Consider the following 20737-nt stretch of genomic DNA (forward strand, 5'->3'; position numbering starts at 1 on the left):
AAATTACAACAACCTGGTTTACAATACCAAACTTTCCATAGAGCGGATTTTTATTAAAACTCGGGATCAGAGGATTCTTACCCTTCCGAAAAAATCCAGGTAATTATACTTTTAGAATTTTTATCCGGTAAACTTGTTCTTCATACACCAATTCCAAAACACAAACGCCTTTTGACGCTTTCTGGATCATTTCCTGTAGCCACTGGTCCAGTCCCATCCCAACTTCACCTTCAAAGGAAGTCGATCCGGTCGCATGTGAAAAGCGGGCACTTACCGCCCCTGAAACATAACCGGAACTCAGTTTTACCTGTAAATTTGACCCGTCGCTGGGATTTGGGTAGGCTGTCCATTGAATGAGATCCGGGCTTTGATTGACCACTTTTACTGATTTTACTTCGCTAACCGCACTGCTCTGCGTAAAATCTACCTGTCTGATTCTGTAATAAACCATGCCATGAACTCCTTTCAATGCTCTATCCTGAAACGTATATCGGGACCCCGTATTGGTCCATCCGGCAGCGGCAACCTCTCCGATGGTTTCAAAATCCTGCACGCCGCCTATCGATCGTTCGATCTCATAATGACTGCTGCCGTTTTCTTTGGAAGTTTCCCAAACCAATTGGTTTTGCTTGTTTTCTACCGGGCTTACCGTAAATGATTTCCAAACCACGGGAAGGGTAAAACAACCCGGTCCGTAAAAGGAATTGTTTTTGAGCGACACGAAATCAGTATCTTCTTTGGTAGAATTGGGGTAATCACAGATAAAATAGCCAGCATTATTGCTTCCCTTGATACTGGCACCATTTGAGGCATTCAATTTCCCTCCAACAAAAAGTTCAGTATTATTGGACAGGTCAATGGTGCCGTTTGTCATTGTAACGTCTTTTGTTATAATCCCTTTGGCAAAGTTCTTCAACACTATCATTGCTCCACCACGTTTAGACAAATTTCCTCCAAAAGTAAATTCGGCACTATTTTGCGCCAGTAAGGATCCACCATTTCCCATGGTGACATCTCCAGTGAACCTACCGCTCGAGCTATCCTTTAAACCAATGGACCCGCTATTGCCGGTAGACGTTTGCCCTTCGACCAAAATGCTGCCCTTTCCGTCTAAATTTAACGTCCCATTTTGAATGAATAAATCCCCATTAACGACTGCCTGTCCATTTTCAGAACCCACATTCACCGTGCCTCCAGAGGTAAAGTTCATAGCATTGGTTTCAAAATCTCCGTATACATTTAGGGTGGCTTTATTTTTCAAAGTAGTGGTTTCCAAAACTTCCAGTATGCCGCCTTCCTCAACGGTAATGGTAGGTTGGTTGTCCCCAATTACCAGCTCGTTTATCGTTAATTTTGCATTGTTGGGAATCACAATGTTTACCTTCCGATCAATGTCAAACCGGCCAGTCACCACCAATTCTGAACCCTCTGCCAATACGATTTCTGGAACGGAACCACCCCCGTTGATAATCAAGTCTCCCTTAAATTCCAGCTTGCCGTTGCTTCCAAGTTCAATTTTGGAAAATGTACCACTCCCAAAACCTTGAGCATTTCCATCAAAAACCACCTCATGGTTTATGGATACCGCTACCAGACAGCCCCAGCTTTTGGTAATGGGCGGATACCCAGTACTGATGTTCTGGTTGGCTCCACAAGAAGTAACACTGTTCCAGGTAGCATTTACATTCCAATTACCATCCGTTGAACTGGTAAATTCCTGAGCGGTGACTTGACCAAATACAAAAAATACCAACATACCAGTGAAGAGGTTAACCAGGGTTGGAGTAGAATGGAAAAAGGTTTTCATAGCTGTTTTTTTACTATCACAGCATAAAATTACCTCTTCATTTTCCCGTACCGGGAATTAATCGTCCAAGGCCAACCATCTACAGTTGAACAAGGTAAAATGACCGGTAAATGTTTTACAAATAATGTATTTTGCTATTCAAATTATCTTTTTTGTTTTTATTTACAAATCAAGCCAACGGCTGGCTACCCGAAATACTCCTGCTGTTCATCGGCCAGGAAATGCGAATAGCCAAACAAAGGAGTAGTACATAGGCATAAAAAAAGCCCGGCAACACCGGGCTCTAAAGACTACTATTTTTAATCCGTAAAAAGGATTACCCATTCATACTGATCAAAAATTCGGAATTGTCCCTGGTTCCTTTCATACGCTGTAAAAGGAATTCCATGGCTTCCTGGGATGTCATATCCGACATGATTTTCCTAAGAATCCAAATCCGCTGCATTTCTTCTTTATCCATCAGCAGATCTTCTCTTCTGGTACCGGAACCCGGCACATCGATCGCAGGATAAATACGACGATTGGATAGTTTTCGATCCAGCGACAGTTCCATGTTACCCGTACCTTTGAATTCCTCAAAAATAACTTCATCCATTTTTGAACCGGTTTCTACCAGGGCGGTGGCAATAATGGTGAGAGAACCTCCATTTTCTACGTTTCTGGCAGCCCCAAAAAATCGCTTCGGCTTGTGCAAAGCATTAGCATCCACTCCTCCGGACAAAATCTTTCCAGACGAAGGTACCACGGTATTGTGCGCTCTGGCCAACCGGGTGATGGAATCCAGCAATATCACCACATCATGTCCGCACTCCACCATTCTTTTAGCCTTTTCCAGCACCAATGCGGCTACTTTTACGTGCCTTTCAGCTTGCTCGTCAAAGGTCGAGGAAATAACTTCTGCCTTTACCGAACGTGCCATGTCCGTCACTTCCTCAGGTCGTTCATCAATCAATAGAATCATCAGGTGGACCTCCGGATGATTTTCGGCTATTGCATTGGCTATTTTTTGCAACAGGACCGTTTTTCCTGTTTTTGGTTGGGCTACAATCATACCCCGTTGTCCTTTTCCTATCGGTGCAAAAAGATCAACGATACGGGTGGAGTAGTTGTCGTGTTTGGTCGTCAGACTCAAACGCTCCTCGGGAAATAAAGGAGTGAGGTATTCAAAAGGAATCCGGTCCCGAATCTCATCTGTGGTCTTGCCATTGACAGTTCCGACCTTGAGTAGGGCAAAATACTTTTCTCCTTCCTTTGGCGGTCTGATTTGCCCCTCAATATTGTCTCCTGTTTTTAGTCCAAAAAGTTTAATCTGAGAAGGAGAAACGTATATATCATCTGGGGAAGCGAGGTAATTGTAATCCAGCGATCTTAAAAAACCATAACCATCGGACATGATCTCCAGCACACCTGAATTTTCAATGATCCCGTCAAAGTCCTTGATGGTAACGGATGTCTTTCGTTTGGGCGTATAGTTCGAATCAGGCTGTGGGGAATCGTCATTATCTCTGACATTTCTCTTTTTTGGAAAATCCTGTTCTGAGGAAGGAGGAGTGCTTTCCGCATTTCCTGAATTCAATTCTTCCACATCGACTACTGCCCGGCGTCTTGGGCGAAAACTTCTTCCTTTTCCGTCCTCACTTTTTCCGGCCCCCTTATTTCCCTGTTCCTCGCTTTTCTTATTATCCGATCTATCTTTTGATTTCCTTTCGGGAGGGGGTGATTTCTTCTCTTCCGCCTTAAATGGCTTTTCTGCTGCCTTTTTTGGCTTATCTTCTTTCTCGGGCGCGTCCTTTTTTTCTTCCTTAGGAATCTCGGTGACGTTCTGTCTTCTGAATTTGGGCTTTTCTTCATTTGCAGCCCTCGTGTCTGTGGATACATTCGAACTACTGTCCACCGTTTCCTCTTCTACCTTTGTGGGTTTCTTTTTTGGAAGCGATTTCTCAGGCGTAATTGCCTGCTGGTCCAAAATGGCATAAACCAAATCTTCTTTTTTTAAAGACTTGAAATTTTTAACCCCCAACTCCTCTGCGATTTCTTTTAATTCAGACAATAGCCTGATTCTTAATTCTTCTATGTTATACATAAAAAACGTGTGAATGTAATTCTAGACTGTGTAAATGATGAAATGGTATGTATCTTGATTGGTATAAAAAGGTATACAGACAATACTAAAATCTCCAGGATGGTGATCTTCTGCTTTTCTTGACGTTACAATATTACATCAATCGCCACTAATACGCAAATTTTTAGCTAATTGTTATTTAAATCGTCATGGTCAACCCGCTGCACATTCCTTGCCAGAATTTTGGTTAAGTAGTTGCCTTATTCTTAATTTTAACTACCAAACCCATTTTCACAACATGGAACCAACCAAACCCCACCCCATTCAGTTGACCGCTTATTCCTTACTTTCCGTTGCGTTGGCGCTATGGCTCATGCATGTCGGCTCTTTTATATTGGTGCCTTTGATCTGGGGAGTGTTTTTTGCCTTTGCGCTTTATCCTATTACCGAGTGGCTGGAAAATAAGCGATTTCCCAGATCCATGGCCATCACGTTGAGCATTGCGATGATCAGTATCCTGGGTGCCGGCATTATTTACGTTTTGGTGAACCAAATGATCTTACTTATTGCGGATATTCCTGAGATAGGTACCCGGCTGAGCAACAAACTGACCCTTTTCCAGGCAGAAGTAAGTAAGGTGTTTGGGTTTACAGAAACAGAAGGATTGGAACGTTGGAATACTTTCAACTGGCTGCCACTCGACAATCTTAATAATACGATTTTCAGTACCGGTAAATCCCTGACCTTAATTGGTATAATTCCTCTTTACATTTTTTTATTGCTGTACTACAGGGATTTTTTTGTAGCCTTTTTGCTAAAAGCTTCTTCCAGAAGCAATGAAGCCATTTTAGCCTGGGTTAGCGATTCCGGAAAGGTCATTCATGCCTACCTGGTGGGCATGTTGAAAGTGACCTTTTTAGTCTCCATTTTGGCAGGGATCTATTTTTACTTTATTGGGATCAACTATTACCTGCTCTTTGCCCTCTTTATTGCCATTATGAATCTTATACCTTATATAGGAGTGATTGTTAGTTCCGTTCTGGTGATTCTGTATGTATTTCTTACCACGGACACCTTTTTACTTCCTATTATTACCTTGCTGGTATTATGGGGCATCCAATTGCTGGAGAATAATCTAATCACCCCACTGATCGTCGGATCTAAGGTGAAGGTAAATGTACTGGTAGTCGTATTAGCGATTTTAATAGGGGGTGGCATCTGGGGAATATCCGGGATGGTACTGTTCATCCCCTTGGTGGGAATACTCAAAATAGCCTTCGACCGCATTCCCGGTTTGCAGCCTTATGGCTACTTATTGGGAGATGATTTCCCCGTATTAGAAAACAACCAGAATTTTATCAAGCTCCTACGGAAAAAATGGAGCAAGAAATAAAACATGTGCGCACGAAAGGATTCGAACCTTCACACCCGAAGGCGCTGCCACCTGAAGACAGTGCGTCTACCAATTTCGCCACGTGCGCATGTGAATGCAAAAATGAAAAATAAATTGATTTTCCGCAATGAAAAAGGAATTTATTCCCGCTCTATCAGACCGTTTATTTTTTCATCCCTGCTATCAAACAAATCAACCCACTCAGAATCAATTCAATGCTTGCTTATTAGTTACCTGGCAAATGGTAGTTGGTCAAATAATGATTTATCTACCTTAAAAACAGTCCCGTGCCGGCTATCCACCGGAAAGTTTATTCGGTTGGATATATCAATCCAGTTTTCCAAATCGGAGGACATCACGGCACCCATGTCCTTCTCTATGTATTTATCAAAATAAACCAACCAATAATCTCCCACTTTGGTGACCGTTGGACCTTCGGCCCAGTAATTGCCGGTAATAGGCACTCCGGCAGGACCATAAGGCCCCGTTAATTTTTCGCTTTTGGCTATTCTTATGTTTTTTCGGGGAGGTTCTCTTGTCTCGTCTTTAACAAAAAGCAGGTATTCCCCATCCACTTCCTGGATCGTCCCATCAATGACATTGAATCCCGGTTCGTAGAAAAGCTGGGTTTCGGAAAAGGTTTCAAAGTCTTTAGTAGTGACATAATATTGCCGGTGATTGTATCCGTCTTCCTCCTCAGATTGAGTTTCCGGGTAGAGGCCACTGATGGTGGTCGACCAGTAAATCAAATACAGGTCCTCTTTCTTATCATAAAACACTTCCGGAGCCCAGGTATTTCTGGCATTCGGCTCGTGCGCCATCACCGGAATAAATTGCTGTTCCGACCAATGAACCAGATCATCCGAATAGGCATGCCCCAAGCCCTTTTCATTCCAACTAACCGTCCATACCATATGAAACCGCCCGTCTCTCCCTTTAACAATACAGGGATCCCGCATTAATTTATCCTCCCCCACTGTGGGGATTAGCAGTGAATTGCCCTTTTCAAGCGGCTTGAATTGGTATCCATCCAGCGAGTAGGCCAGGTGCAGGCCATCCTCTCCATTTCCAGTAAAATAGGAAAACATAAACACTTCCTGCTTCGCCTGATAAGCGGTGGAGCTGCAGGATGGAAGAAAAGCAACACAGCCCAGAATCAGGACAATGAGGGAAAGCCTTAAAAGAGTAAGCATCATTTTATGTTTGGATTTGCTGGGAATAGCCAGAAACAAAGATAACAAATAATTGGTCCCTGACTCCCGGCAGACACCTATTCATAATAACATGATAAAAATCAGTTGCCACCCATCTACAAATCAGCGCAGCTAATCCTTAAATCGCCCCTTTTATAAAATAGTATTGGGTAATAATAGCCTAAAACATCCCATAATATTCATAAGCAGGATAGTACAGGATAGAATATTTGTAAAAGGTATGGAAATTTATATTAAAATATCACAGTACTAATTTAGTTTTAAAATTTAAATTTATTAAATCAATTAATCAATAAACCTAAAAGTTATGGAAAAATTTTTCCTTGAAAAATTAAAGTACGGGATAGCCGTGTTCGCCTTTTCGCTGCTCATGATCGGCGGTCAGGCAATGGCCCAAGGGCAACGGACCGTGTCGGGGACAGTCCTGTCTCAGGAAGATCAGGAATTAATTCCGGGTGTTTCTGTATTGGTAAAAGGTACTACCCGCGGAACCGTCACCGACATCGACGGTGAATTCAGCCTGGAAGCAGCAAATGGAGAAGTGTTGGTCGTCAGTTTTATCGGCTACGAGACCCAGGAAGTAACCGTCGAATCGGGAATGGACCAGATAGAAATTTTCCTCAACTCGTCCTTTTCTGATTTATCAGAGGTCGTGGTAGTAGGATACGGAACCCAGAAAAAATCCGATCTGACCGGAGCCGTTGGTTCCGTGAGTTCCGAAGCACTACAGGAGCGACCGTCTGCCTCATTAAATCAGGCACTGTCCGGAAGAATCCAAGGTGTGAATGTATCGGTAAATTCAGGACGTCCCGGAGGCCGGGCAAATATACGTATTCGAGGCAACACCTCAGTAAGTATCGCAAACGATCCCTTATATGTCATTGACGGGGTGATTATCCATGCAGCCGGTCTGGCTAATGGTAGTACGCCCATTGACTATATCAATCCCAATGACATTGCCTCTGTAGAAGTGCTAAAGGATGCTTCTGCTACCGCCATATATGGCGCAAGGGGAGCCAATGGTGTCATATTGGTCACCACCAAAAGGGGTAGTACCTCCGGAGGAGTCATCACTTTTGACACGGATGTGAGTGTGGGAGTCCTCCCCAAAAAGATCCCCTTACTGAACTCCGAAGAGTTTTTGATGGTAGAGGATATCGCGTACCAAAATGCCCAGAAATACGACCCTTCAGGCTGGGAAAACGGCATTTACAGGGATCCTCAATTAAAAAGGACCGACCCACGTTTATTTGATGCCAACGGCAACCCCTTGCACGATACCGATTGGCAAGATGAGTCCTTCAGGCAGGCTGTCACCCAAAATTACCAATTGGGATTGACCGGTGGCAATGAAAAAGATTCCTATGGAATTTACGTAAACCACCGAAATGAGGAAGGCCTGATGCGTGGTTCTTACCTGAAGCGCTATGCCGGAAGGTTCGTTTTTGACAGCCAGATAAAAGATTGGCTAAAAGTGGGTGGTACGCTTAGTTATACGGATCAGAAAGAAAGCCAGGTAGACCCCTTGGGCGCCGGAGGCATCATTGCCATGCGGCAGGTACTGGAAGCCTTACCCATTATCCCGGTCAAATACGATGATGGCAGTTGGGCCGGAAACGAAGATTACCCGGGCATGGAGGGTGGCAACAACCCGCTTCATGTAGTGGAAGACCGGGTGTACATGGTGAATACCCAAACCATGCTTGGAAATCTGTACGCAAACTTTAGCCTGGCACCCGGACTCGAAATGCGTTCTGTTTTGGCCACCAATATCATTAATCAGCGAGTCGACTATTACGGAGGTCGCATGCTTAACTACATTGCCAGAAACCAACGGGGAGATGCGTCGGTCATGAACGACCGGTTGAATTCCTGGCAGTTCGAAAATTACCTGACTTACAATAAGGATATCGACGAAAACCAATCGATAAACGCACTACTGGGGATATCCTGGCAGCATGTGGACCGATTTAACAGTACCGCCAGATCACAGGATTTTCAGGATGATTATTTCAAGTTTAACAACCTCGGTGCTGGAGCCAATGTATTCCAGACGCTTTCCGGCACCTCGGCCTATGGATTGAATTCCTATTTCGGAAGGTTTAATTATAACCTTAAGGAAAAATACCTGCTGACCTTTACCGGACGGATAGACGGTTCCTCCAAGTTTGGAGAGGCCAACCGATATGCCGTTTTTCCTTCCGCTGCGCTGGCCTGGAGAGTTTCGGAGGAAGATTTCCTTAAAGACAACAGCATCATTTCTAACCTAAAACTAAGAAGTAGTTACGGGGTGACAGGTAACTCTGAAATCCCAGCCTACCAGGCACTTGCCGGTATGGGAAACTACACGGTGATTTTCAACAATTCCAGATCCATCGGTTTGGGTATCAACCGACTGGCGAACCCTGACCTGCGATGGGAAAAGACCTTCCAAACCGATATAGGCTTAGAACTTGGCTTATTCAATAATCGGCTCACGTTTGAATTGGACCTTTACCGCAAGCTGACTGAAGACATGTTGCTAAACGCTCCCGTACCATCCAGTAGTGGCTACACTCAGGTCACGCAAAACATTGGAAGTATGGAAAATAAAGGGGTGGAGTTTGCTTTGAATTCCGTAAACATGGTTAACAAAGATTTCCGATGGGATACCCACTTCAATATATCCAGAAACCAAAACGAGGTGTTGGAGCTAACAGGAGGCGCTGATATTTTCTCAGGATCCACCATCATCCGTGAAGGCGAGCCTGTGAGTTCATTCTTTGGGTTTGTCCATCAGGGAACCTGGGATACGGACGAAGCCGATCTGGCCGCTCAGTATTTTAAATTACCGGGAGACATCAAGTACGAAGACGTGAATGGTGACGGAGCCATCAATGATAATGACCGGGTAATCATCGGCCAGGGTATTCCGAAGGGATTCGGCACCCTGATGAATACCTTCCAATACAAAAACTTCGAACTGATGGTAGACCTTCAGTTCATGTATGGCAACCAGGTATTATGGAGAAGCAAGCACTCCGCAGAAGACCGGCAGGGAATTGCCAATAGTTTCCGAACGGTATTAAATGCCTGGACTCCGGACAATCAAAACACGAATATCGCACAATTGAGGCCCCTGACTGCTGGATACAACACCTTTAATGATTCGGACAGGGCACAGGATGGATCCTTTCTACGAGGTCGAAACCTGCTATTTGCCTATACGTTCGAGCCGGATTTGATTCAACGGATCAAATTAAACCGACTTAGAGCCTTCGTATCGGTACAGAATTTCTTCCTGAGCACCAAATTCCAGGGATATGACCCCGAGGTTTCCACCTCCGGATCGCCTTTTGACCAGGGAGTCGATCTGTATTCCTACCCGAAACCAAGGGTATTTATGCTGGGGGTAAACATCGCTCTGTAAAACGTAACGCTTGAAAAAAATGAAAATCATGAAAAAATATATCATAAAACTTAGCCGGGTATGTATCATCGGCTTTCTGATACTCACGGCCTGGGGATGTAACGAGTTTCTGGAAGAAACCGACAAATCCAATTTCACCCTTGAAAACTATTTTACCCGCCCCGAACATGCCACCAGCGTGGTGAATTCGATTTACCAAAGCCTGCAGCCAGTCATGCAAAGTGGTTTCGGCGGAGGTCCGTGGATGATGCTGGAATTTGCCACTGGACTGGCCAATACCGAATTGGGACAGGCTCAAAACAGCCTCTTTGTTCGTAACCTGATCAATAACTCGGACAACGGCTACGGCCAAACTTACTGGACCAGTTCGTATAGGGGAATTGCCAATGCCAATCTGGCGATTGAGAAAATACCGGAAATAGACATGGACAATGCGGACCAGAATCAATTACTGGGTGAGGCTCGATTTTTCAGGGCCTACTATTACTTCAATTTGATTCGGATTTTCGGAAATATTCCATTGATTACCACCTCCATTGACCTGACCAGCCCGGAACTTTATCCGGAACCGGCAAGTACAGAGGCCGTTTACAACCAGATTGTTGCGGACCTGGAAGTGGCGGAGAATTCAGGCTTGCCCTGGAGGAATGTAAGCGGCAGGGTTTCTATGGGGGCTGTTAAATCGCTCTTTGCCAGCGTGTACCTGACCATGGCGGGATACCCGCTTCAGGGTGGCGATCAGTATTACCAACTTGCCGCAGACAAGGCCGATGATGTCATCCAGTCAGGTGTCTTTGGCCTTTTTGACGATTACAGCAAGCTGCATTCGGTAGAAGATAAAAATCTGGGGGAGCACATTTTCATGACCCAGTATGCTGCCTTTACGGTACCCTCCTCCTGGCAGGTTTCCATCATCCCCTACAATAGGGGTATTTCTGCCTATAGCGCAGAAACAGGTGGAATATTTGCCAATCAGGAATTTGTCGAATCCTTTGAAGCCGGAGACAAAAGAGCCGAGGAAAAGGAGTTTTTCTACACGGAGTACAGTCTGGAATCTGACAGAAACACGATCATGGAGTTGGGAGACTATTACATCTGGAAGCATTTTGACGAAGAGGCACAGCTCAATACGACTAGCAGCGGCCTCAATTGGCCCATTTACCGCTTTGCTGAGATTCTCCTGATTTATGCGGAAGCCATGAATGAGGTGGACGGCCCCACCGCAGAAGCCTATGATGCCGTTAACAGCATTCGTGAAAGAGCCAATCTTCCCGACCTGGAAAACTTAAGTCAGGACCAGTTCAGAGAAGCTATATGGAGAGAAAAATGGGTGGAACTTTGCTTTGAAAATAAAACATGGTATGACATGGTGCGCTTAAGAAAGGCTTTTAATGTTGAAACGCTTCAATTTGAGGATTACGTAGGACATGAGTTTTCCTATGGACCAACGCTTCGGGAAAGGGAGCTGCTTTTCCCCATTCCTACAGCAGAGATCAGAAATAATGATAAGCTGACTCAGAATCAGGGATATTAAACCACAGCTTAGAAATAGATGAATTACAAAGGGGCGAAACGGGCAACAAAAACCCGGTTTGCCCCTTTTATCCTATATTAGCACATTAGATCCCCTTTCATTAGGGAATGTTCCAAACAATTTGCTTAATTTAAATCTCCAAACAACTTATTTCCCAGATGAAAGCACCGCGTGAAATCACCTCTACCAACACTCTTCTAAAACTGGCATTACTGATTATTTTTGCCTTTAGCAGTAGTCTCTCCATCGCCCAGCAGGAAAAATTGATGCTTCACTTTGAAGGCGGGAATGGCCCCGGTAATGGGAAGAACATCGTATTGATTGCCGGAGATGATGAATACCGCTCGGAAGAAGGACTTCCGATGCTGGCTAAAATTCTTTCCACCCATCATGGTTTTAACACCACCGTCCTTTTTCCCATCAATCCGGAAAACAACGAGGTAGTCCCCAACTATAAGAGCAACATACCTGGGATGGAAGCGCTGGAAGATGCCGATCTGGCCATCATTCTACTACGTTTTCGAGAGCTACCGGATGAACAGATGCGTTATTTTGATGAATTTCTCAAAGCTGGCAAACCACTGCTGGCACTTCGCACTTCTACCCATGCCTTCAATTACGGCAACGAAAGCACGAGTCCCTATGCGAAGTACCATTGGCAAAGCAAATCTCCCGGCTGGGAGAAAGGGTTTGGAAGGAAAATTCTAGGAGAAACCTGGGTGGCTCACCATGGGCATCATGCGGAAGAAGGAACCCGGGCCTTGCTAGACGGCATTCAGGCCGCAGCCAAAAACCCAATATTAAACGGGGTAAAAGACATTTGGGCGGCTTCTGATGTGTATACCGTCACGAATATTGGCGAAGATGCCACTGTATTAATTCACGGCGCTTCTACCTCAGGAATGACCCCTGAATCCCCCATCAACTGGGAGAAGTCCCTCATGCCGGTTGCCTGGACGAAATCCTATGCCCTGGAAGGAGGAAAAATGGGGAGGGTTTTTGCCAGCACCATGGGGGCATCGGTAGATTTGCTTAGTGAAGATTTACGGAGGTTAATTGTAAATGCCACCTATTGGGGTCTGGATATGGAACCGCAAATTCCGGAAAAAGCAAATGTGTCCATCGTAGGAACCTACGAACCTACCATGTTCGGATTTGATAATTTCCAAGAGGGAATGAAAGTATCCGATTTTGAATAGTATAGATAGAACCTGGTTTTTTTTACCCATTATTAACAACACATCATGAATAAAATTGGATTTAACGTACTAGCCTGGTCTGCAGTCGTTTCAGATGATTTAAAGCCCATTATTGAGCGATTAAAAACCATCGGATATGACGGAGTAGAATTTTTTGTGGGATCTCCTGACGAAAAAGCGTATCAGGAAATCGGAAAGTTTGCCCGCCAGACCGGCCTGGAAACGACCACAGTCTTCGTGTTGGGCCCCGATGAAAACCCAATAGACCCGGATGCCAAGGTCAGGGGCAAGGCACTGGAAAAAATTAAATGGACCATCGACCGCTCCCACGATCTGGGAGCCAAGGTTATCTGTGGCCCCTTCCACTCCGCCTTTTCCACCTTTGCGCAGCGATCCCCGACAGCGGACGAATACAATTGGAGTGCCGAAGTTTTACACCAGGCAGGAGACCATGCCCGGCAGGCAGGCATCACCCTTACTCCGGAAGCGCTTAACCGGTTTGAATGCTACCTTTGCAACACCATGGACCAACTAATACAGTTGGTTAGAAAAGTAGACCATCCCAATGTGAAAGCCATGTTTGATACGCATCATGCTAACATTGAGGAGAAAAAACTGGGCGAAGCCCTTCGAAAAGTAGCACCCTACCTGGGTCATGTGCATATCAGTGAGAATGACCGGGGAACACCCGGATCCGGCCATGTGCCCTGGGACGACACCTTTTCTACCCTGGCCGAAATCAACTTTGGGGGCTGGCTGACCATTGAAGGTTTTACCAGAAATGATCCCGATTTCGCCAATTCCATCGGTGTCTGGAGGGAGTTCTCGCAGCCCTGGGAAATGGCCGAAAACGGTTACCGTTTTATTAAGGAAATGGGAGAAAAACACGGATTATAACCCATTTTTCACAGCCGAAATAAGAATCTTTTACCAAAACCTTAAACCAATACCTAAAATGAATACCTTACCTTTTCGCTTCGGAGCCGAGGTCTACACCTGGTTTATGAGCAATAATGGGGAAACCTACAAAGGCCAGTTGGGCCATATGATCGAGGTGATCTCCAAAGCTGGCTTTACCGGAATACAGCCCATTTTTACCTGGATGGGGCCTTTAGCGGATGCCAATCTGTTGGAAAAAAAACTCAAGGAGCAAAACATAGAACTGGCAGCCGTCGCTCTCGCCCTGGATTGGAATGGGACCGAAGAGACTGAGGAAGAAAAAAAGATCGCTGACGAGGCTATTAAGCTATTGTCAAAATTTCCAGGATCGGTACTCTGTACCGTTCAGATCCCCACTGGTCGACACGACCTGGTACAGCGAAGAAAAAACCTCGTCAATATTGTGAACACCGTTTCTTCCCGAGCAACTGATCAGGGGGTAATCAGCAGCTTTCATCCTAATTCTCCTCATAGTTCCATCACCCGAACAGAGGAAGATTATCAGGTCATTCTGGAAAGCCTGGACCCCAAGGTAACCGGCTGGTGCCCCGATGTGGGGCATATTATCAATGGAGGCATGGATCCGCTGGCCAAGATGAAAGAATATAGGTCCCTGATCAATCACGTGCATTACAAAGATTGGGATGGAAATCCGGAATTCACCCTTATGGGGAATGGAAAAGTAGATTTTACCAGCATAACTCAATGGCTGAAAGACGAGCAGTTTAATGGCTGGATTATCTGTGAAGATGAGGGGCAGGAAGCCTTAAAAGATCCTGATTTTGTAACCCTCCACGATGGAAAATGGGTTCATGAGTCATTAATCCCTAGCTTAAAATAGATGATGTCAGTGGTACAAAGTAATGGAATTAACCTCCACTATGAGGAGAGGGGATCCGGCGATCCGCTATTATTAATCATGGGCATTACTGCCCCTGGGGCTGTGTGGGAAAAACACGTGGCGTATTGGGAAAAAAGCTTTCGATGCATTTTGGTTGACAACCGGGGAGTGGGATTATCCGACAAACCTCCGGGGCCCTACAGTTCGGCACAAATGGCCGATGACTGTGCGGGTTTGTTGAAACACCTGGGCCTTTCGGATGTACGGGTGGTGGGTGTCTCCATGGGTAGCATCATCGCCCAGCAGTTGGCCATTCGGCACTCAGAGCTGGTAAGATCGCTTGTTCTTATGTGTCCCTGGGCCAGATGTGACCGCAAGGCGAAGGACATTTTCAGACACATGATGGACTGCAAAGCCCGGCTTAGGCCGGAGGAGTTTAGCCTCTACGTACAACTGTTGATTTTTTCCAAAGCCAGCTTTGATGACGACTCAAATTACGAGGACATGGTAGCCGATCGGGAAAATGCGGCGTTGGATCCTACTCCCCAACCGCTGGTTGGCCTGGAAGGACAGGCGGAAGCCTGCATACACCACCAGGTGCTGGACCTGCTCCCAGACATACAGCAGCCTACCTTTGTACTGGGTGGTGAGGTGGATGCCTTTACTCCTCAGTGGATGACCCGGGAGGTTGCCGGAGCCATTCCCAATTCCCAATTACACATCTACCCCGGAAGCGGACATGCCTTCCATTGGGAAAATCTGGAGGATTTTAATAACCGGGTCAACCAATGGTTGCTGGAAAATTAAAATCGAATCGATTTGGTAATCGCTTTTTATTTTCGGCCTCCTTCGTTTTGTTTCGAGAAGAAAAAAGAAAGTATCCTTTAAATTAGAGCATTCCGCTGGTTAAGGCGTTTAAATTTGTTTCTCATACAGGATAGTGCAGGATACTTTTTACACTCAATACCCTACCTTTCAGCTATGATTGGATATGTAAGTATTGCCTTATCGTTGGTTTTTCTCAACGATGACCCCAAACCGGTAACGTTTGAAAAACAGCTGATCGCTATGGAGAGTGCCGAATCCGTAGGTGTATTTGATGTAGATGGAGATGGAGTCCCTGATCTTGTTTCCGGTAGTTATTGGTACAAAGGGCCTGAATTTACCAAAAGACAGCTTATCGGGCAGGTAAAACGGGTAAGCGAATATTTTGATGACTTTTCGACCATTCCCATGGATGTAAACGGAGATGGCAAAATGGACTACATTACCGGAGGTTGGTTTGGCAAAACCTTGTTTTGGGTAGAAAACCCCGGAACAAACGGGGAATGGACGGTACACGAGATTGCCAATACGGGCAATGTAGAAACTTCCCGGGCCTGGGACGTAGATGGTGACGGATACCTGGACATTGTTCCCAACACGCCCAATCAGCCCCTGGCCTACTATACCTTAAACAGAGATGCCGAAGGAAAGGGGACTCAATCATTTGCAAAGCACCCGGTCACCGATAAACATGGCCATGGATTGGGTTTCGGAGACATCAATGGCGACGGAAGAGGGGATTTCATCGTTCCCGAAGGTTGGTTGGAGGCACCCGAAGACCTGGAAACAGGAACCTGGAAACGTCACCCCGCCTTTGAATTAGAAGGAGCCAGTGTACCCATCCTGGTGGAGGATGTGAATGGAGATGGCTTGAATGACCTTATTGTCGGTCAGGGTCATGATTACGGGCTCAATTGGTACGAACAGCGGCGTGAGGGAGGCCAAATTACGTTTACGAAACGCCCCATTGATCCTTTTCAGTCCCAGTACCATACCATGGAATGGGTGGATATTGACAATGACGGGCAAATGGAATTGATCACCGGAAAGAGATACCGGGCTCACAATGGAAACGATCCCGGAGCAAACGATCATTTAGGCTTATATTATTTTAAGTGGAATGGAGAATCCTTTACCAAAAACATCATTAGTTATGGTCCTTTCGGGGAAGGCAAGGGGGCAGGGTTGTATTTTTCAGTGGAAGATCTGAATGGAAATGGGCTTCTGGATATCGTCGTTGCCGGGAAGGATGGACTGGTCGTCTTTCACAACAAAGGGTCCCGATGAGTGGCAACTCCTGGGAGGAAACCGGAAAAAATACGGATTCGAAACACTTAAAAACGTAACGTTAATTTAATCCTTAACCAACCCCTGTCCTATTCAAATGAATTAATTTAGGCCTCTATAAAAAAAGCCAACCACATGAAAAAATTTATCATCTTATGCTGGTCCCTTGCTATCAGCGTTCAACTCCTGGCCCAGGAGCAGGTATCGGGAATCGTATATGAAGACAGCAATAAAAATGGAAAGAAAGAACGTCGCGAAAAGGGTATTCCTTCGGTAGCCGTCAGCAATGGCGTTGACGTAGTACTCACAGATGAGGAAGGTAAGTACACGCTTCCACTTGAAAACGATCAAATCATTTTCGTCATCAAACCCACTGACTATGCAGTCCCTACCGGAATGGACAAGTTGCCCAAGTTTTATTATATTCATAAACCGGAGGGATCTCCGGAACTTCAATACGAAGGCGTAGCACCAACCGGAAAACTGCCCAAATCAGTCAATTTTGCCCTGTACGCCCAGGAAGAACCTGAGGAATTTACGGCCATGATTTTTGGAGATCCCCAGCCTTATACCCAAAAGGAATTGGAATTATTTGCTCAGGGAGTCGTGGAAGAAGCGAAAAATGAAACGGGTATCAGCTTTGGAATTAGCCTCGGAGACCTTTCCGGTGATGACCTGGACCTTCACCCCGGTTATGTTGAAATCCTCAAACAAACCTCCTGGCCCTGGTACAACGTCATGGGAAACCACGACATGAATTACGATGCCACCATAGATGCCCATGCGGATGAGTCCTTTGAAAAAACATTTGGCCCTTCTGCCTATGCCTTCAATTATGGAGGAGCTCACTTTATCGTATTGGAGGACATTTTGTATCCCGACCCCAGAGACGGTCAGGGCTATTGGGGTGGCTTCCGCAAAGACCAGTTGGACTTCGTAGAAAACAACCTCAAACAGGTAGACAAGGATCAGCTTGTTGTGCTTTCCTTTCACATTCCCCTGCTTCACCAAAATGAAAACTCCTTCCGGGACAGCGATCGGAAGCGTTTATTTGACTTACTGAAAGACTACCCTAACCGCCTGGCAATGTCCGCACATACTCATTTACAGCGACACAATTTCTACACGGCAGAAGACGGCTGGGAAGGCGAAGGAAGATTTCATGAATACAACGCCGGAACCACTTCCGGGGATTGGTATTCCGGAAAACTAAATGCGGAAGGTATACCCATCTCCACTATGAGGGACGGTACCCCTAAAGGCTATGCCCTACTGAACATAGCCGAAAACAGCTATTCCATCGACTACAAGGTAGTAGGTAAACCCCGGGATTATCAAATCGGGATATACAATCCCCGTGTAGTCGCCAATAACAGGGGAACTTCCTCCGGAATATTTGCCAATTTCTTTATGGGGGACAAAGACGACCTGGTAGAATATAAAATAGACAATGGAGAATGGCGCCCCATGAACTGGATAGAAGCACCGGATCCTTCTTTTATAGCTGATGTAATGGAATGGGATTTCATGAAGGAACTCGAACCGGGAAGAAGACCTTCTAATCCCGTCAACTCCACCCACCTCTGGAGAGGAAGTATCCCTACCAATCTTCCTGTAGGTACCCATACCATTACCGTCCGTGCAAAAGACATGTTTGGACGAACACACACCGCTACCAGTGAATATAGCATTGCAGAACCGGTACCTTATTAAAACCACCAACCGAATCTGCCTAAAAAAGGGGCCTCCCGGTAATGGGGATGGTCCCTTTTTTTAGTATGCCGGTGTTGTCTTCGCTTCAAACCTTACCGGCTCAATTTGCTTTTCGCGTCAAAAACGGCTGGTTTTGGGTTAGTGAATATCCATTACCAGGTTTCACTTCACTTCACCCCAAACTGGGCCAACTCCTCATCAATTTTTTTATTCCATCTTTCCTGAGCCCTTCCGTTTCGTCCATGGGCCGTTTCCCTGTCGTATTGTTCCTGTAGCCGGTTCATCTCCCGATAGGCCTCCAGGTAATGAAAGGAAACGTTGCGCTCATAATTATGTGGCTGGAGGTTCAGTTGCCGAACGCGCTCCTTAAGCCGCTCCACCACAATTTTCGCAATATCAAAATGCCGCTGTTCGTGGTTTAGCCCATAACTATTATTATCACCTTTTACCCAGGAAGAGCTTTTCAGCATATAGGTCTTGAATGTCAGGTCCACGATCACCTGTCCTTCTTCAATCCAGCTATTCCCTTCGTACCCGATACTGGCAAAAATGGAAGCTGCGTAATTGCTAAACCGGGGTCTTCCCGTGAAATCCTCCCAGGTAAGGGGCCTTTTGGGATCATAAAATACCGTGTCATCTTTCATATCCTGCTGATAATCCCGAATCCGAATCGTTACATCACGAAGCAGTTTTATGTCTTTATCTGATTCATTTTCAATCCAGTCATTGAAATACTTCAGGGAGTTATTGATGGACCTTTTGAGTACCGGTCCTATCAGGTAAAACTGGCGAACCCCTCTCTTATAACTTGCCCCTCCCTGGAAATCCAACAGGTGAACCAATTCTCCGTCCCGATCCAATTCAAATGAAAAATCAAGAAATACTTCACCGGAGACCACTCCGTTACCGGTATCCTGTAGAGACTCTACAATTTTCAGATCATTAACCCGGACGATTATGGGTCTTAATTGATCGTTTTGGGGAAGTACTCCAAAAAGATAATTCTCTAACGCGTTCATCGCTCCGCCTTCCAGGTCCACGGTTTCTAATTGGCTACCGCTCCTGGCATTTGGAACCAAAAATGCCACAGGAGACCGGTCGGTGCGGTCATCTATCAGGCCTTTGATATAGTATTCCTCCGGAACAAACAGTTGTGAGGTCACCTTCAGGGAAATAGGATCGATCGATGGCGACTCTTGCAGGGCTAGTCGGGGATAAGCCACTAACGAATGCAGGTAGATCAGGGTGAAAAATCCTGCTACCTTGCTGATAAACCGGTAAAGCTGCCACTTTCTCATGAGCGATTTTCCTTTCTACCTGCCCTAACGCCAATTGGGTCGGGCAGGTTCTGTATCCAGCCTAATGAAGCGGAATACCCAGGGATGCCGATATTGCTTCCAAATCGTTAACCACCGGCACCTGTAGGGGAATCCCTTCTTTCATCCGGATTTTATAAGCAGCCCATTCCGGATCTCCGGGGATCTTCACACTGGGATTTTCCGGCAGATGGGCCGTTGCTCTCATGGTTCGTATCCATTCATCCATCTCCTGCTTGAATGCCGCCAGGTCCCGGAAACCCTCCACATCCCAGGCTCCAAAAAAATGTCCGATCCCCTTCCCCACTTGTTTTGCTGATTGCGGAGAATCAATGGCGAAGGGAATGGCATAAGGACCCCAGTTCGCACCACTAAGGACCGCACTCATAATATCCACAATCCCTCCCAGGCAATAGCCCTTATGACCCGAACCCTCCCGGGTACTACCCAAGGGAAGTAAAGCCCCTCCGTTCATCATTCGCTCGGGGAGTTCGGTGGGCTGCCCCTTTTCATCCAGGCACCAGCCCAACGGCACCTTCTCTCCTGCCCGATGGGCAATTTCCAATTTGCCGTAGGCAACTGTACTGCTGGCAAAGTCCATCAGCACAACGGGCTCCTTTCCTGTAGGAAAACCCATGGCCAGTGGATTGGTTCCCAACATCTTTTCTATCCCGTTGAAGGGCGCTACCCCTTTGGTGGTATTGGTCATGGACATTCCAATAAAATCCTGTTTCACAGCCATCAGAGGATAATATCCGGCCGCTCCGTAATGGTTGGTATGACACACGGAAATAGAGCCCTGTCCATGAAGCCCGGCTTTGGTTATAGCCATTTCCATGCATTTGGGGCCGATGACCAAGCCCAGACCGTTATCCCCATCCAGGGTCGCCACGGCATGCTTTTCCCGGATTATCTTCAACCTTGGCCGGGGATTTATCTTTCCAACCTGCAACAAATCCACATAGGTCTTTAGTCGGGCAATACCATGGGAATCAATGCCATGCTCATCGCTATAAGCCAGGACATCCGTAGCCAGAAGGGCATCTGGCTCCGGTATACCGAAATGCGCAAAAACCCTGAAGGTAAACTGCCTCAAGTTCTCCGGGTCAAAATGTATCCGTTTCTCCTTGCTCATTATTTTGGGTTAACTAAAAACACCCGACTCCCCTTAGCGGAAAACCGGATGTCAGAGTAAGAT

Annotated in this window: 14 protein-coding genes and 1 tRNA gene; 9 read left to right on the forward strand and 6 right to left on the reverse strand. The window is 46.0% G+C overall.

The annotated features are described in order from the left end of the window. Positions 1–103: 103 nt before the first annotated feature. Positions 104–1807, reverse strand: a complete 1704-nt coding sequence (locus tag GJS45_RS08290; protein ID WP_162341010.1) for a fibronectin type III domain-containing protein — start codon at positions 1805–1807, stop codon at positions 104–106. 316 nt (positions 1808–2123) lie between these two features. Beyond that, complete coding sequence (gene rho / locus GJS45_RS08295; protein WP_162341011.1) at positions 2124–3890, reverse strand: transcription termination factor Rho; 1767 nt, start codon at positions 3888–3890, stop codon at positions 2124–2126. Positions 3891–4167: 277 nt separating this feature from the next. Between rho and GJS45_RS08300 the strand changes: the two genes are divergently transcribed. Further along, positions 4168–5262 (forward strand): AI-2E family transporter, encoded by a 1095-nt coding sequence (locus tag GJS45_RS08300; RefSeq protein ID WP_162341012.1) that lies wholly within the window; start codon positions 4168–4170, stop codon positions 5260–5262. Positions 5263–5268: 6 nt separating this feature from the next. Here GJS45_RS08300 and GJS45_RS08305 read toward each other — a convergent pair. Together GJS45_RS08305 and GJS45_RS08310 are read right to left on the reverse strand one after the other, a co-directional pair. Further along, positions 5269–5350 (reverse strand) — tRNA-Leu (locus GJS45_RS08305). Between the two features lie 142 nt (positions 5351–5492). Continuing rightward, the gene (locus tag GJS45_RS08310) at positions 5493–6458 is read right to left on the reverse strand and encodes a glycoside hydrolase family 43 protein (protein WP_235954681.1); all 966 of its coding nucleotides are present in this window, start codon (positions 6456–6458) and stop codon (positions 5493–5495) included. Positions 6459–6846: 388 nt separating this feature from the next. Here GJS45_RS08310 and GJS45_RS08315 point away from each other — a divergent pair, with 388 nt between their 5' ends. The 8 genes from GJS45_RS08315 (at position 6847) to GJS45_RS08350 (ending at position 18223) form a co-directional block, all read left to right on the forward strand. Then, positions 6847–9885 carry a SusC/RagA family TonB-linked outer membrane protein gene (locus GJS45_RS08315; protein WP_394366581.1) on the forward strand — a complete coding sequence of 1013 codons (3039 nt, stop codon included), beginning with the start codon at positions 6847–6849 and terminating at the stop codon, positions 9883–9885. A 28-nt stretch (positions 9886–9913) separates the two neighbouring features. Further along, positions 9914–11419 (forward strand): RagB/SusD family nutrient uptake outer membrane protein, encoded by a 1506-nt coding sequence (locus GJS45_RS08320; RefSeq protein WP_202928056.1) that lies wholly within the window; start codon positions 9914–9916, stop codon positions 11417–11419. Positions 11420–11577: 158 nt separating this feature from the next. Further along, entirely contained in the window at positions 11578–12618 is a 1041-nt protein-coding gene (locus GJS45_RS08325) for a ThuA domain-containing protein (protein WP_162341015.1), read from the forward strand. A gap of 45 nt (positions 12619–12663) precedes the next feature. Further along, entirely contained in the window at positions 12664–13515 is an 852-nt protein-coding gene (locus tag GJS45_RS08330) for a sugar phosphate isomerase/epimerase family protein (protein ID WP_162341016.1), read from the forward strand. A gap of 58 nt (positions 13516–13573) precedes the next feature. Beyond that, on the forward strand, positions 13574–14398 hold the full coding sequence (locus tag GJS45_RS08335; protein WP_162341017.1) for a sugar phosphate isomerase/epimerase family protein: 825 nt from the start codon (positions 13574–13576) through the stop codon (positions 14396–14398). Continuing rightward, on the forward strand, positions 14399–15205 hold the full coding sequence (locus tag GJS45_RS08340) for an alpha/beta fold hydrolase (protein ID WP_317165096.1): 807 nt from the start codon (positions 14399–14401) through the stop codon (positions 15203–15205). It begins immediately after the preceding gene. A 174-nt stretch (positions 15206–15379) separates the two neighbouring features. Then, positions 15380–16510, forward strand: coding sequence for an FG-GAP repeat domain-containing protein (locus tag GJS45_RS08345; RefSeq protein WP_162341018.1), 1131 nt, complete (start codon positions 15380–15382; stop codon positions 16508–16510). A gap of 135 nt (positions 16511–16645) precedes the next feature. Next, positions 16646–18223 carry a calcineurin-like phosphoesterase C-terminal domain-containing protein gene (locus tag GJS45_RS08350; RefSeq protein WP_162341019.1) on the forward strand — a complete coding sequence of 526 codons (1578 nt, stop codon included), beginning with the start codon at positions 16646–16648 and terminating at the stop codon, positions 18221–18223. A 167-nt stretch (positions 18224–18390) separates the two neighbouring features. Here GJS45_RS08350 and GJS45_RS08355 read toward each other — a convergent pair whose 3' ends face one another. Together GJS45_RS08355 and GJS45_RS08360 are read right to left on the reverse strand one after the other, a co-directional pair. Next, positions 18391–19521: a DUF922 domain-containing protein gene (locus tag GJS45_RS08355; RefSeq protein WP_162341020.1), complete on the reverse strand. Its 1131-nt coding sequence runs from the start codon at positions 19519–19521 to the stop codon at positions 18391–18393. 61 nt (positions 19522–19582) lie between these two features. Next, on the reverse strand, positions 19583–20674 hold the full coding sequence (locus tag GJS45_RS08360) for an Ldh family oxidoreductase (RefSeq protein WP_162341021.1): 1092 nt from the start codon (positions 20672–20674) through the stop codon (positions 19583–19585). Positions 20675–20737: the final 63 nt, after the last annotated feature.

The sequence above is a fragment of the Cyclobacterium salsum genome (assembly GCF_010119245.1).
GTDB classification, from domain to species: domain Bacteria; phylum Bacteroidota; class Bacteroidia; order Cytophagales; family Cyclobacteriaceae; genus Cyclobacterium; species Cyclobacterium salsum.

Coding starts and splice junctions, on each gene's coding strand:
- GJS45_RS08290 (WP_162341010.1), bottom strand. CDS start 1,807: ATGAAAACCTTTTTCCATTCTACTCCAACCCTGGTTAACCTCTTCACT.
- rho (WP_162341011.1), bottom strand. CDS start 3,890: ATGTATAACATAGAAGAATTAAGAATCAGGCTATTGTCTGAATTAAAA.
- GJS45_RS08300 (WP_162341012.1), top strand. CDS start 4,168: ATGGAACCAACCAAACCCCACCCCATTCAGTTGACCGCTTATTCCTTA.
- GJS45_RS08310 (WP_235954681.1), bottom strand. CDS start 6,458: ATGATGCTTACTCTTTTAAGGCTTTCCCTCATTGTCCTGATTCTGGGC.
- GJS45_RS08315 (WP_394366581.1), top strand. CDS start 6,847: ATGATCGGCGGTCAGGCAATGGCCCAAGGGCAACGGACCGTGTCGGGG.
- GJS45_RS08320 (WP_202928056.1), top strand. CDS start 9,914: ATGAAAAAATATATCATAAAACTTAGCCGGGTATGTATCATCGGCTTT.
- GJS45_RS08325 (WP_162341015.1), top strand. CDS start 11,578: ATGAAAGCACCGCGTGAAATCACCTCTACCAACACTCTTCTAAAACTG.
- GJS45_RS08330 (WP_162341016.1), top strand. CDS start 12,664: ATGAATAAAATTGGATTTAACGTACTAGCCTGGTCTGCAGTCGTTTCA.
- GJS45_RS08335 (WP_162341017.1), top strand. CDS start 13,574: ATGAATACCTTACCTTTTCGCTTCGGAGCCGAGGTCTACACCTGGTTT.
- GJS45_RS08340 (WP_317165096.1), top strand. CDS start 14,399: ATGATGTCAGTGGTACAAAGTAATGGAATTAACCTCCACTATGAGGAG.
- GJS45_RS08345 (WP_162341018.1), top strand. CDS start 15,380: ATGATTGGATATGTAAGTATTGCCTTATCGTTGGTTTTTCTCAACGAT.
- GJS45_RS08350 (WP_162341019.1), top strand. CDS start 16,646: ATGAAAAAATTTATCATCTTATGCTGGTCCCTTGCTATCAGCGTTCAA.
- GJS45_RS08355 (WP_162341020.1), bottom strand. CDS start 19,521: ATGAGAAAGTGGCAGCTTTACCGGTTTATCAGCAAGGTAGCAGGATTT.
- GJS45_RS08360 (WP_162341021.1), bottom strand. CDS start 20,674: ATGAGCAAGGAGAAACGGATACATTTTGACCCGGAGAACTTGAGGCAG.